The organism is Chryseobacterium sp. CS2K3 (assembly GCF_059515185.1).
Genome location: NZ_JCAKRW010000008.1, coordinates 124903 through 138458, shown reverse-complemented (window position 1 = coordinate 138458; position 13556 = coordinate 124903). Strand labels below are relative to the sequence as shown.

At 35.8% G+C, this 13556-nt stretch carries 11 protein-coding genes; 10 read left to right on the top strand and 1 reads right to left on the bottom strand.

From position 1 onward, the window contains the following. Positions 1-50 precede the first annotated feature (50 nt). A complete protein-coding gene (gene lon, locus AC5YGG_RS14890) occupies positions 51-2456 on the bottom strand; it encodes an endopeptidase La (RefSeq protein WP_496145254.1) in 2406 nt (801 codons plus the stop codon). A gap of 260 nt (positions 2457-2716) precedes the next feature. Here lon and AC5YGG_RS14885 point away from each other — a divergent pair, with 260 nt between their 5' ends. The 10 genes from AC5YGG_RS14885 (at position 2717) to serS (ending at position 13543) form a co-directional block, all read left to right on the top strand. Further along, positions 2717-4870 carry a peptidylprolyl isomerase gene (locus AC5YGG_RS14885; RefSeq protein ID WP_496145253.1) on the top strand — a complete coding sequence of 718 codons (2154 nt, stop codon included), beginning with the start codon at positions 2717-2719 and terminating at the stop codon, positions 4868-4870. A gap of 127 nt (positions 4871-4997) precedes the next feature. Continuing rightward, complete coding sequence (locus AC5YGG_RS14880) at positions 4998-5948, top strand: MlaD family protein (protein WP_496145252.1); 951 nt, start codon at positions 4998-5000, stop codon at positions 5946-5948. An 8-nt stretch (positions 5949-5956) separates the two neighbouring features. Then, positions 5957-7285 (top strand): 4Fe-4S dicluster domain-containing protein, encoded by a 1329-nt coding sequence (locus tag AC5YGG_RS14875; protein WP_496145251.1) that lies wholly within the window; start codon positions 5957-5959, stop codon positions 7283-7285. 9 nt (positions 7286-7294) lie between these two features. Further along, positions 7295-7918 carry a hypothetical protein gene (locus tag AC5YGG_RS14870; protein ID WP_496145250.1) on the top strand — a complete coding sequence of 208 codons (624 nt, stop codon included), beginning with the start codon at positions 7295-7297 and terminating at the stop codon, positions 7916-7918. After that, entirely contained in the window at positions 7908-8687 is a 780-nt protein-coding gene (locus AC5YGG_RS14865; protein ID WP_065396404.1) for a (Fe-S)-binding protein, read from the top strand. The genes AC5YGG_RS14870 and AC5YGG_RS14865 overlap by 11 nt, the downstream gene beginning before the upstream one ends. A gap of 104 nt (positions 8688-8791) precedes the next feature. After that, complete coding sequence (locus AC5YGG_RS14860) at positions 8792-9280, top strand: hypothetical protein (RefSeq protein ID WP_496145249.1); 489 nt, start codon at positions 8792-8794, stop codon at positions 9278-9280. A 6-nt stretch (positions 9281-9286) separates the two neighbouring features. Next, the gene (locus AC5YGG_RS14855; protein WP_496145248.1) at positions 9287-10399 is read left to right on the top strand and encodes a glycosyltransferase; all 1113 of its coding nucleotides are present in this window, start codon (positions 9287-9289) and stop codon (positions 10397-10399) included. Between the two features lie 46 nt (positions 10400-10445). Beyond that, the gene (locus AC5YGG_RS14850; RefSeq protein ID WP_496145247.1) at positions 10446-11693 is read left to right on the top strand and encodes an oligosaccharide flippase family protein; all 1248 of its coding nucleotides are present in this window, start codon (positions 10446-10448) and stop codon (positions 11691-11693) included. A 14-nt stretch (positions 11694-11707) separates the two neighbouring features. Continuing rightward, complete coding sequence (locus AC5YGG_RS14845) at positions 11708-12211, top strand: hypothetical protein (RefSeq protein ID WP_496145246.1); 504 nt, start codon at positions 11708-11710, stop codon at positions 12209-12211. 63 nt (positions 12212-12274) lie between these two features. Continuing rightward, a complete protein-coding gene (gene serS / locus AC5YGG_RS14840; RefSeq protein ID WP_496145245.1) occupies positions 12275-13543 on the top strand; it encodes a serine--tRNA ligase in 1269 nt (422 codons plus the stop codon). Positions 13544-13556 lie beyond the last annotated feature (13 nt).

The following is a 13556-nucleotide window of genomic DNA, read 5'->3' as shown; positions in this document are numbered from 1 at the left end:
AATTCAAAACGTGTTTCCTTATTGAGAAGTTGATATGTTAATAAGTTGAATTATTTTTCGATGGCAATCTCTATTACCTCTTCCATTCTGCTGACGTAGTGTACTTTCAGATTCTTTAAATAATCTTTTTTGATCTCTTCTACATCTTTTCTGTTAGCCTCACAAAGAATCACATCCTTTACTCCCGCTCTTGTAGCAGCAAGAAGTTTTTCCTTAATTCCGCCTACAGGAAGTACTTTTCCTCTTAAAGTAATCTCTCCGGTCATGGCAAGATGGGGCTTTATCTTTTTATTTTTAAAAGAAGAAACCATAGACGTTAGCATGGCAATACCCGCAGAAGGTCCGTCTTTAGGAGTAGCACCTTCAGGAACATGAACGTGAATATTTTTTTTATCAAGATCTTCCTGAGCGATTCCCAATTCATCATGTTTAGCCTTAATATACTCCAAAGCAATTGTTGCAGATTCCTTCATTACAGTTCCCAGGTTTCCGGTCATTGTTAAAGTTCCTTTTCCGTTGCTTAATATACTTTCGATATATAAAATATCTCCTCCCACACTTGTCCAGGCAAGACCTGTAACTACACCCGGAACCCCTGTGATTTCCGATAAACTTTTCGGTCTTGGAACGCCAAGGATCTCGTCTACCTTTTCAAGGGATATTTTAGGATCATATTCTTTTACCAAAGCTGTCTGTAACGCAACCCATCTTGCAATGGCAGCAATTCTTTTTTCCAAAGTCCTTACGCCACTTTCAGAAGTGTGTGCTTCGATGATATGTTTAAGTTCAGGGTTTCCAAGCTTGAATGACTTAGCATCCAAACCATTTTCCTCCTGTTGTTTTTTAATTAAATGTCTCTTCGCAATCTCAATTTTTTCCTCCAGTGTATATCCGGCAATCTGGATGATTTCCGTTCTGTCCAAAAGAGGAGTTTGTATCGTCGAAAGTGAATTGGCTGTAGCAATAAACATCACTTTTGATAAATCGTAACCCATTTCCAGGAAATTGTCGTAGAAAGACTTATTTTGTTCAGGATCAAGAACTTCTAAAAGTGCAGAGCTCGGGTCTCCATGAAGACCTTGCCCGATTTTATCGATCTCATCAAGAACAATTACCGGATTTGAGGTCCCTGATTTTTTGATAGACTGCAAAATTCTTCCAGCCATCGCTCCGATATATGTTTTTCTATGTCCGCGGATTTCACTTTCGTCATGCAGACCCCCTAAAGATAATCTTACATATTTTCTTCCTAAAGAATCAGCAATCGACTTTCCTAATGATGTTTTACCTACTCCCGGAGGTCCTACCAACAATAAAATAGGAGACTTCATGTTATTTTTTAACTTTAAAACAGCCATGTGCTCCAATATTCTTTTTTTGATGTCTTCTAATCCGAAATGCGCTTTATCTAAAACTTTTTCAGCCTTAGCAATATCAAAAATATCTTTAGTATAAGTTTCCCAGGGAAGATCTGTAAAGAAATCAAGATAATTTCTCTGTACATTATAATCCGGAGAATTAGGGTTTTGACGCTGTAATCTGCCAATCTCTTTCTGGAAATGATCTTCTACTTCCTGGCTCCATTTTTTCGTTTTTGCCTTCGCAATAAGATCCTCTACATCACTTTCGGGACCGCCGCCCAACTCTTCCTGGATGGTTCTGATCTGTTGGTTCAGGAAATATTCTCTCTGTTGCTTATCAAGATCCTTTGAAGTTTTCTGATGAATCTGGTTTCTCAGTTCCAGTTTTCTGAAATCCTCATGCATCATTTCATAGCATTTATTTGCCCTTTCCATCATGCTCTTCTCTTCAAGCAGTCTTTGCTTTTCAAGGGATGGGAAACTTGCATTGGTACAGATGAAATTCAGAAGATCATCATTATTATTGATGTTTTTGATCGCAAAATTAGCCGCATTAGGAATATTCGGATCAAGCTCAATAATTTTTAAAGCAAGTTCCTTAATGTTTTCCAGCAATGCTTCATATTCTTCCTGATTTTTAGGCTTTGTATCCTTTAATTTTGAAATTTCAGCTTTGAAATAAGGTTTGTTATCAACAATTTTTTTGATCTTAAATCTATGGAAACCTTTAGTAATAGCTGTAATATTGCCTTCAGGCAGTTTTATAATCTTAATGATCTTTGCCAGTGTTCCCGTCGTATAAATATCCTTCTCCATGGGCTGTTCAAGATCCGAATTTTTCTGGCTTACAATTCCAATGAAATCTCCGTTTTTCTGTGCTTCCTCAAGAAGTTGTATCGATGTTTTTCTTCCGGCGGTAATAGGAATCACTACGTTAGGGAACATAACCATATTTCTTACAGGAAGTATAGGGAATATTTTCTGTTCGGAATTTTTATCAGTCTCCGCAAAATCGGAAAGATTGATTTCTTCAGTTACGATATCAAACCCGTCGCTGATCATTTCTTCTAAACTAATATCTTCAAATTCTGTCATAATAAATCGAATGACAAATTGTCATTTTCGTTTTTAGTCGTTATAGGGATTTTTAATAATAAGCCCTGAAAACGTGTGGCATATTATAATACAGTAAAATGCACAATACTTATGCCATTTGTTTTTTGTTAAAAAATATGGTCAAAATTTCCTTTTTTGAATAATCTTTGGGATTTAAAAGTAAAATAAAGAACTTCTGTTTCTCTAATTTCTTAAAAATGTGTATTTTCGCAAACTGATAAAAAACTATAATTTATAAAATGGCAATTTTAGGACAGATTAGGAGTAAGCCTTGGCTTTTAATGGGAGTAATAGCCTTAGCGCTTTTGGCGTTCTTGGTGAACCCAGATAGTATCGACAAGGTTTTTGGTAAGAATCCTGATGTTTTAGGAAAAGTAAATGGTGAGAAAATCACCCGCGAAGAGTTCAATGATCAGCTTTTCGTGCTGCAGCAACAGGCTGAACAACAGGGTCGTCCAAAAAACGGTCTTGAAGAGCAGGCTTGGCAGTTACTTGTACAATCTAAGCTTATCAAGCAGCAGTTTGAGAAATTGGGCTTTGAAATGACTGATGATTATTTCTGGAACCAAATCCAGTATGATCAGATGTTCGCTCAAAATCAACAGTTCTTTGATGAGAAAGGTAACTTTAAAACTCAAGAGCTTAAAAAAGAAATTGAAACATTACAAAACACCAATCCTCAAGGATATGCTCAGTGGTTGAAGACAAGAAAAACTATTGAGTACAGATTGATGGCTAGACAGGTGTTTACCAATATTTCAGCAGGGATTACTACAGGTAAAAAAGAAGCTGAGGAATTGATGAAAGAAAGAGATCAGCTTGCTGACATCGACTTTGTAAAAGTAGATTATGCTGCATATCTTCAGAAAACGAAGATCAATGTATCTACAGAAGATCTTGCAAACTACATCAAGAAGCATCCGGTAATGTTCAAAGCTGAACCTAGCAGAAATATCGGTATTGTATATTTCCCTTCTAAACCAAGTGCAGCAGATGATGCAGCAGCTTTAAAGGAGATTACAAAACTGTACTCAGGCGGAACAGATGCAAGTGGAGGAGCTGAAAACTTCCAGAATACAAAGAACGACTCTATGTTTGTGATGGCAAATTCTGATATGCCTTTCAATCCTCAATATGTAACGCCTACGCAATTGCCTGCAACTATACAAGGTCAGATCGCTAGTGCTGCGGTAGGACAAACATTTGGTCCGTATAAAGAACAAAACTTTTATGTAGTTTCTAAACTTGTAAACAAGAAAACTTCAGATTCTACATTATCAAGACATATCCTTATTGCTTTCAAAGGAAGCCCTGCAGGAGAAGGTGTAACAAGATCTAAAGAGCAGGCTAAGAAATTAGCAGATTCTATCGGAGCAATAGTAAAAGCTACACCAGCTAAGTTTACTGAGTTTCTTAAGCTTTCTAACGATCCAAACTCTGCTGCTCAAGGAGGAAGCTTAGGATGGACAACTCCAGAAACTCCTTTTGTACCGGAATTCCTTACTTATTTAGCGAACAATCCTAAAGGAGCAACAGGGGTGGTAGAAACTCAGTTCGGTTATCATATCATCAATATTGAAGATAAGAAATCCGGATCTATGGGATATAAAGTAGCAAACCTTGTAAAGGAAATCAAAGCTTCAGATGCTACAGAAACTGAAACAGACAGAAAAGCGAAGAAATTCATTCAGCAAATCCAAGGAAAATCATTTAATGATTTCGTGAATGTTGCTAAGAAAGATAACTATCAATTCTCTAATCCTAAAGCAGCAAAAAGATTTGAAGGTCAGCTTCAGGGCTTAGGAACTGAAAAAGACGGAGAAATTCTTGCTTGGGCTTTTGATAAGAAAAGATCTAAAGGAGATACTGAATTATTTACAGTTGACGGAACAGGAGACAGAATTGTAGTGTACCTTAACGGAAAACAGGAGGCTGGTCTTGCAGACCCTGAATCTGTAAGAGATCAGATTGAAGTCATTGTTAAAAATAAATTGGCTGCAAAACAAATTTCTGATAAAATTGCAGGAGCAAAAGCTTCAAACTTAGATCAGATTGCAAAATTGTTTGCTACGTCAAAACAATCAGCTCAGGTAAATATGCTGAACCCTTCAGTGGCTGGAGCTATGGAACCTAAAGTTGCAGGAGCTGCATTCGGTGTTGCGAAAGGAAAACTTTCTAACCCGGTTGAAGGTGGAACAGGAGTTTATGTACTGATCAAAAAATCAGAAACTGTAAACAAACAACCTGGTGACCTTAAGCAGTTCACAGAGTCTATTACTCAAAGAAATGCAGGAATGTTCGGACAGGCTTGGATGAAGAGTCTTCAGGATAATGCAGATATTGAGGATTATAGAATCGAGATCTGGAACAAAGTTGGAAATCAGCAACAATAAGAGATTCATCTCATTAATATAAAAGCGACAAATAAATTTGTCGCTTTTTTTGTATTTAACGCAGAATAATAAAGGAAAAGATTTATTTAAAATGTACTATATTTGCTTATTAGAAAAAAATTAGCAAGTGAAGTTCAGTAAAGAATTAAAAGCTGGTGTGATTACACTTCTAGCTATCGTAGGCTTTGTGGTGTTGTTTCAATTTATGAAAGGGAAAAGCCTTTTTACTACCGACAATATATTTTACGCAAAATATGACAATGTAGAAGGTCTTGCACAGTCTGCAGCTGTATCTATCAACGGTCTTAAAGTAGGACAGGTTGATAAAATTATACCCCAAACAGCAAAGGATGGTAAAATTAGTTTTGTTGTAAAAATTACGGTAGATAACAAATTTGAATTCTCAAAAAATTCAACTCTGGAAATCTTCGAACCTGGATTAATGTCAGGTAAAGAAATGAGAGTAAACCTAATGTATGGAGGTGTTACAGCAAAAGACGGAGATACATTACAAGGTGCCTTTAAGCTAGGGATGATGGGAAGTCTTTCTTCTCAGGTAGGTCCGGTGAAAGATCAGCTACAGGGAGTATTGCACAGAGTAGATTCCCTTATGGCTAACGCCAACCAAATTGTAGATGCTCAAAACAGAGCTGAAATCAAAGCATTATTATCAAACCTTAATAAAACAGTAGGAGCATTACAAACTACTGCAGGAAGCGTAAATACACTAGTGGGACATAATGATCCTAAGCTTCAGAAAGTATTGGATGATGCCAGCCTTACAATGCAAAGTGGAAAGGTAACATTGGATAAATATGGAAACCTGGCACAAAGTATAGATACAAAACAATTGAATACAACCATTGCAAATCTTGATGCAACCGTTGGAAAATTGAACCAGGTAATTGGTGGAATTGATAAAGGAGAGGGAAGTTTAGGTAAACTGATGAAGGATGAGCAATTGTACAATAACCTGAATTCAGCATCTTCCAACTTGAATTCATTGATTGAAGATATGAAAGCGAATCCGAAGAGATATATCAATTTCTCGGTGTTCGGTAAAAACAATAAAGACTAATACCCCTTATGCAGTACATCGATAACATTATTTTCCTGATTTTATTAGTTGCCGGATTTGGATTATTTGCCAAAAGCCTGCTGAAAATTTATAGAAATATCAGGTTAGGTCACGAAATCAATAGAAACGACAGGAAATCAGAACGCTGGAGTACCATGGCACGAGTAGCTATGGGACAAAGCAAGATGGTGAAACGACCTGTTGCCGGGATTTTACACCTTTTCGTGTACGTAGGTTTTGTTATTATCAATATTGAGCTTATTGAAATCATTGTTGATGGAATATTTGGAACCCATCGTTTCCTAGCTTCAGTTTTCGGAGACGGATTCTATAGTTTCTTTACTGCAACCTTAGAAATTCTAGCACTTCTTGTTGTGATTGGAGTTGTGGTATTTTTCATCAGAAGAAACTTTTATGGAGTTAAGAGATTAACCATGAAAGAACTTTTCGGATGGCCAAAACATGACGCAAACTGGATTCTTATTATCGAATTTGCATTAATGATGGCTTTCTTCAAAATGAATGCTGCGGATTTCATTCTACAGCAAAGAGGCTTATTGCCAGATCACGGAAGCTTTCCCATCAGTTCAGCAGTATTAGGACCTATTTTCAGTGGATTTAGTGATGGATTCTTACACTTTACGGAAAAAGGAGCTTGGTGGTTCCACTTCGTAGGAATTCTTTTCTTCATGAATTACCTTTATTATTCAAAACATTTACATATTATATTGGCTTTCCCAAGCACATGGTATGCAAACCTTGATAAAAAAGGGAAGTTCAATAATCTTGATTCTGTAACAAAAGAAATCAAATTAATGATGGATCCTAATGCGGACCCTTATGCCGCTCCGGCTGAAGGTGCAGAAGCAGATGCTCCGTCTAAATTTGGTGCAGAAGATATATTTGATCTTAATCAGGTACAATTACTTAATGCATATTCATGTACAGAATGTGGACGTTGTACTTCCGTTTGTCCGGCAAACATTACCGGTAAAAAACTTTCTCCGAGATTGATCTTAATGAAAACAAGAGACAGATTGGAAGAAGTGGGAAGAAATATCGATAAAAACGGAAAATTTGTTGATGACGGTAAAAAACTGTTAAACGACTATATCACCAAAGAAGAACTTTGGGCTTGTACTACATGTAATGCATGTACGGAAGCTTGTCCGGTATTGCTTGATCCGCTATCCATTATTTTCGAAATGAGAAGATTCCTGGTGATGGAACAGTCGGCAGCACCACAGGAACTGAACCTGATGATGACAAACGTTGAAAACAACGCAGCACCTTGGCAATATAATCAGGCAGATCGTCTGAACTGGGCAAACGATTAATATCCGGTCATGAAAAAACTGATTTCCCTATTTCTGCTTATCTTTTCAGGGCTTCTATTGGCGCAATCTGCTGATCAGAAAAAGATCCTTGAAGATTCCAAAAAATTCATCTCTTTGTTTGAAAATAAAGACTATGAAGGAATGATGGATTTAACACACCCAGCAATATTTGAAAAAATTGACAGGAAAATTCTGACAGATACGTTCGATAAGCTATTTGAAGGAAATGATGAGTTTAAAATGGAACTGATGAGCTCAAATAACGATGTATTCAATGTTTCAGATATTTTTAATGCTCAGGACAATCTCAAATATGCATTCAGTACTTATCCCATGAAGATGAAAATGATCTTTTTGAAAGAGTCATTTGATGAGGAGAAAAAGAAAATGATGATTGGACTAATGGAGGTTCAGGGAATGAATGCAAAATTTATAAACGATACGACCTTGGAAATGAGTAAGCTGAGTATGATTTTGGCACTCAATGACAAAACAACAGGAAATACCTGGAAGTATCTTAACTATGACGAAGCTAATCCTTTATATATTTCAATCGTACCCGTAGAGGTTATGAAAAAAGCAAAGGAATACTATGCTAATTTACTAATTAAACAAAAAGAAAATGCAAATTAAAACAATGGCAGAATATGCTGCCGAAGGAAGATCCCCGGAAGTTTTATTTTGGGTTGGATGTGCTGGAAGTTTTGATGACCGTGCCAAAAAAATTACAAAAGCATTTTGCAAGATATTAAATAAGATAGGAGTTGAATTTGCCGTTCTCGGACAAGAGGAAAGCTGTACCGGAGATCCTGCAAAAAGAGCCGGAAATGAATTTGTTTTCCAAATGATGGCTCTTACGAATATCGAAGTTTTGAATGCTTACGAAGTTAAAAAGATCGTAACAGCTTGCCCGCACTGCTTCAATACCCTTAAAAACGAATATCCGAGCCTGGGTGGAAACTTTGAAGTCGTTCACCATACCCAATTCCTGAAAACGTTAATGGAAGAAGGAAGACTGAAAATTGAAGGAGGAGCTTTCAAAGGGAAAAAGATCACTTTCCATGATCCGTGTTATCTGGGGAGAGCTAATGATGAGTATGAAGCACCAAGACTATTGCTTGAAAAACTCGATGCTGAACTTGTAGAAATGAAGCGTTGCAGAACTAATGGTCTTTGCTGTGGAGCAGGAGGAGCTCAGATGTTTAAAGAACCTGAAAAAGGAAATAAAGACATCAACATTGAAAGAACAGAGGAAGCTTTGTCTTTTGAGCCTAAAGTAATTGCTACCGGATGTCCATTCTGCAATACAATGATGACAGACGGAGTAAAACACTTCAATAAAAACACTGAAGTAGCTGTAAAAGATATTGTAGAACTTCTTGCTGAAGCAGACGATTTATAAAGATTATCTTTACCTTATAAACGAAAACTCAAGCGTTGGCTTGGGTTTTTGTGCATTATAAACTCAGGAATATTTCGTAATTTTATCCTTTAAATTGAAAGGATATGAAAATTGAAGAATCCAATATTGTAGAAACTAACGACTACAGAGTTATTATATACCCGGCATCAAGACCATTTGAAACAAAAGAGGCAAAAGCAATTACAGAAAAACTGTTTGATTTCCTTGCAACATGGGCAGCTCATGGAAAACCGCTTTCTTCATCTTTTAAAATTGAGAAAAATCAATTCATCATCGTATGCGTAGATGAAGAGAAAGAGATGGCTTCAGGATGCAGCATTGATGCTTTAGGGAAGATCATGAGAGAAATAGATGAAGAATATCAACTTGGATTATTCGACAGAATGAAAGCAAGCTTTATCGAAAATGGAGAAGTGAAAACATTAAAGCTTATTGATTTTAAAACTAAGGTCAGAAACGGTGAGCTATCCAAAGACATCGAAGTATTTGATTTTTCTAAAAACACATACCTTGATTTCTTAAGTCATTTTGTATTACCATTTGAAAAAAGCTGGGCTTCTTCCATAAAATAAATTCCATTGAAAATTCTTTTTATATCCTCATGGTTTCCTAATAGGTTTGAACCTACTAACGGGAATTTTGTACAACGTCATGCAGAAGCTGTTGCATCATTGCATGATGTAGAGATATTACATACCATCGGAGATTCTGCACAGCAGGAAGAATTTATATTTGAAGATAAAAAAATCAATGGGATAAGGACATTGATTGTATATTATAAAAGCACAAAAAATCCAATTCTGAATTTCAGAAGCAGGATGCTTGCCTACCAGAAAGGTTTCTCACAATTGCAGAAGCCGGATCTGGTACACGCAAATATTTTACACAGCTCAATGTTTTTTGCTGTTTATTTGAGAGAACAGTATAAAATTCCTTTTGTGATTTCAGAACACTGGTCTGGCTTTCTTGAAGTGAACAGATCAAAACTTTCTTTTACTAATATACTCACAGCACGTTTTATTGCCCGAAAAGCGGCGTATTTACTGCCTGTAAGTACTATTTTGATGGATAACCTGAAAAAACTGAAAATTGGCAAAAATAAACGTGTCATTGGCAATGTGGTAAATACAGATCTATTTATTCCTAAAAAAGAAGCCCATTCAACCTTTACATTTCTTCATATCTCCAATCTTATTCCGCTTAAAAATCCTGATGTGATGATTGAAGCTGCCGTCCGGTTGAGAAATGAATTTCAGAATTTTGAATTTCATATCGGCGGAGACGGAGATGTTGCGCGATTGAATAAACTTATAGAAAAACATAACGCAAAAAGTTATATCAAGACCTTTGGAGAAATTTCTCACAAAGAAGTGGCATTGAAAATGAGAAAAAGTGATTGTTTTGTCCTTTTCAGTGATTATGAAAGCTTCTCCTGCGTGCTTCTGGAATCATTATCTTCAGGAGTTCCGGTAATCGCAACCAGAGTAGGAGCAATCCCTGAAATTGTCAGAGAAAATCACGGAATTATTATTGATAAATCTGAAGAAGAACTCTACACTGCAATGAAAAAAATGCTTTCAGGAAACTATAAGACAGATTCTAAAGAAGAACTTCATAGGTATGTAGCAGGCAAGTTTTCGATGAATGCAATCGCCAAAGAATTTGATGAAGTTTATAAAAGTCTTGTGTAATGACATTATAAATTCAAATCGGTTGATTTTCTGTTGATCACATACAATGAAAAGCTTAAAAGATTTTATCAGCGCATTTTTTGCCAATAAAGGACAGCATGTATTTCTGTCCCTGTTGATAACGAAAATATGTGCTTTTTCAGGCTCACTTTTCATGATCAGGATCTTACCGGAAAAAGATTTTGGCTTATTGAGTATTGTGGCTTCTGTTTTTGCCATTTTTGCACCTTTCAGCGGGTTTGGAAGTCCCCAAAGCCTTATAAGGTTTGGATCTTTAAGCCATTCTGAAGAAGAAAAAGAACAACTTTCAGGCTATCTTTTCAGGAAAGGCTTTTTATATCAGATGATTTTAAGTGTGATATTTTTTTTGTTGGCTTTCATATATGTAAGTCATTATCATCACATTTTTTATATATTTTTCTTCTTTACTGTTCGTTTGATAGGATTTTACTTTTTGACACATATACAGGCAGATCGTCGTATGTTTCTGAAGAATAAAGAGTTTGCGATGGTGAATAATGTTGTCAATATCTCAGGTTTGGTAATGATGATTGTATTTTCCATGCTTTGGGGATTATACGGATATTTAATCACGAATGCTATTTCTCCCTTTCTTTCCCTGTTTTGGTTTAAAAAATCATCATGGAAGACCGTAAACTTTTCTCTCAAATTCACGAAAAAAGAAATATGGAGTTTTGCTTTACATGCATCCATAACCGCTTTATTGTCCGATGCTTTCTTTTCTGCAGATATATTGCTTCTGAATTATTTTAAAAATGAAAGCGTTGTAGCCAATTACAAAGTAGCACTGCTTATTCCTGCAAATATTACCTTTCTTGCACTTTCTTTTATGCAGAGTGATTATCCTGTGATTGCTAAAAATTATCGGAATAAATCCTTTTTGACCCATTATATCATTAATTATTATAAAATCTTTATTCCTATTTCCCTTGTCATTCTGATTTCAGGAAGCATTTTAAATACTTTTATCATCAGAATGTTTTTTGGAGAACAATATATTGAGAATGCATTTTCTTTTACATTATTACTTGGAGTATTCTGTGGAAGCATGCTGTTAAGAAATCTCTATGGAAATATGTTATCCGCGGTAGGTTTGATGAAAAGAAATACTTTTTATTCAATTCTTTCATTAGTTTTATTAGGGGGATTTTCTTACATATGGGTTCCGCAGCATGGTGTTGTGGGGATGGCAGTTTCGTTGGGAACTTCTTTAACTCTGGTAGGATTTTTAATGATGTTTTCCTTTTTCACTTATCTTAGAAAGTTGAAATAAAGTATATTTGCGCTATGAGAAACATTGTTTTTGGAATATTGGTTATTGTTTTTGCACTGGCAAGCTGTGGTCAGGATGATGAATCTTTGCAAAGAATTGATCAGGTACTGAATATTTATATGAAATCAGATACCAACCAGGATTTGTTGAACGCTAAGAAAAGTGGATCTTACAGCAGTTTTTCTGTTAATGATTTTTTAGGTGACAAAGATATATCTCCTGTGAATACTTTTGCGCTTAAAATGAGACAGGATTCTACTTATTATCTGGAATATATTGCAGGAGCCAAAAGAAAAAAACTAGATTCTGCTGGTACTACTTACTATTCAAGAGTTCGGGTTACATTAACGAAAAATGTTGATAATAAACCTGAATCAATTACAGATACTCTTGAAATCCATTATCGAAATTCACCAAATTTATTTCAGGTTTCAAAAGTTTTTTACAATAAAAAGCCTGTATTTTCAAAAGAAGCAGATAATCCGGCTTGGATTAATAACGTTACTATCACAAAATAATTTTAAATTTGTAAAATTGTTAGCTTATATTAAGCTAAATATAATATTTAACATCTAAATAAAATGTTACAAGTCAATTTTTTACGCGACAATAAGGAACGCGTTTTAGAAGGTCTTAAAAAAAGACAATTCAAGAATCTTGAGTTGGTAGACGAAGCTATTGCTACTGACGAAGAAAGAAAAAGAATCCAATTTGAATTAGATTCCCAGCTTTCCGAGATCAATAAAATCTCCAAGGAAATTGGACTTTTAATGAAGGAAGGTAAGAAAGAAGAAGCGGAATCAGCAAAATCTAAAACAGCACAGTACAAATCGTCGAGTTCAGAATTGAAAACTCAACTGGAAGTTAAGGAAACAGAATTGTTGAATATTCTTTATCAGCTTCCAAACATTCCAAATGAATTGGTAAAAAGCGGAGCTTCTGCAGATGATAATGAGATTATTTTCCAGTCTCATACCGTAGAAGGTCTTGGTGAAGGTGCTATTCCTCACTGGGAACTTGCTAAGAAATATAACCTTATCGATTTTGAATTGGGAGTAAAAATCGCAGGGGCTGGTTTCCCTGTTTATTTAGGAAAAGGTGCAAGATTACAAAGAGCATTGGTTCAGTATTTCCTTGACAAAAATGTTGAAAAAGGATATACGGAGGTGAACCCGCCTCACGTTGTAAATGAAGCATCTGGTTTTGGAACAGGACAATTGCCTGATAAAGAAGGGCAAATGTATTATATTAACGAAGATAATTTGTATTTGATTCCTACAGCGGAAGTTCCTGTTACGAACCTTTATCGTGATGTTTTATTGGATGAAAAGGATCTTCCCATCATGAATACCGCTTTTTCTCAATGTTACAGAAGAGAAGCTGGAAGTTATGGTGCCCACGTAAGAGGTTTGAACCGTCTTCACCAGTTTGAAAAAGTTGAGATCGTAAGAATTGAAAAGCCTGAAAATTCTTATGCCGTTTTAGAAGAAATGGTAGAGCATATTAAAGAAATCCTTACAGATCTTGAACTTCCTTTCAGAGTATTGAGGCTTTGTGGTGGGGATACAGGTTTTGCAGCTGCAATGACGTATGATTTTGAAGTATGGAGTGCTGCTCAGGAAATGTGGCTTGAAGTGAGCTCTGTTTCCAACTTTGAGACATTCCAGGCAAACAGATTGAAATGTCGTTATAAAGCGGATGGTAAATCTCAATTGGTTCACACGCTAAACGGTTCAGCAATGGCATTGCCAAGAATCATGGCTGCATTACTTGAAAATAATCAGACAGCGGAAGGGATTAAGCTTCCTAAAAAGATCGCTGAATATGCAAGATTTGATCTGATTAACTAAAAGATAAAATGTA

Excerpts from the sequence above, each read along its gene's own strand:
- AC5YGG_RS14860 (WP_496145249.1), top strand. The coding sequence starts at position 8,792 with ATGAAAATTGAAGAATCCAATATTGTAGAAACTAACGACTACAGAGTT.
- lon (WP_496145254.1), bottom strand. The coding sequence starts at position 2,456 with ATGACAGAATTTGAAGATATTAGTTTAGAAGAAATGATCAGCGACGGG.
- serS (WP_496145245.1), top strand. The coding sequence starts at position 12,275 with ATGTTACAAGTCAATTTTTTACGCGACAATAAGGAACGCGTTTTAGAA.
- AC5YGG_RS14875 (WP_496145251.1), top strand. The coding sequence starts at position 5,957 with ATGCAGTACATCGATAACATTATTTTCCTGATTTTATTAGTTGCCGGA.
- AC5YGG_RS14885 (WP_496145253.1), top strand. The coding sequence starts at position 2,717 with ATGGCAATTTTAGGACAGATTAGGAGTAAGCCTTGGCTTTTAATGGGA.
- AC5YGG_RS14845 (WP_496145246.1), top strand. The coding sequence starts at position 11,708 with ATGAGAAACATTGTTTTTGGAATATTGGTTATTGTTTTTGCACTGGCA.
- AC5YGG_RS14850 (WP_496145247.1), top strand. The coding sequence starts at position 10,446 with ATGAAAAGCTTAAAAGATTTTATCAGCGCATTTTTTGCCAATAAAGGA.
- AC5YGG_RS14865 (WP_065396404.1), top strand. The coding sequence starts at position 7,908 with ATGCAAATTAAAACAATGGCAGAATATGCTGCCGAAGGAAGATCCCCG.
- AC5YGG_RS14870 (WP_496145250.1), top strand. The coding sequence starts at position 7,295 with ATGAAAAAACTGATTTCCCTATTTCTGCTTATCTTTTCAGGGCTTCTA.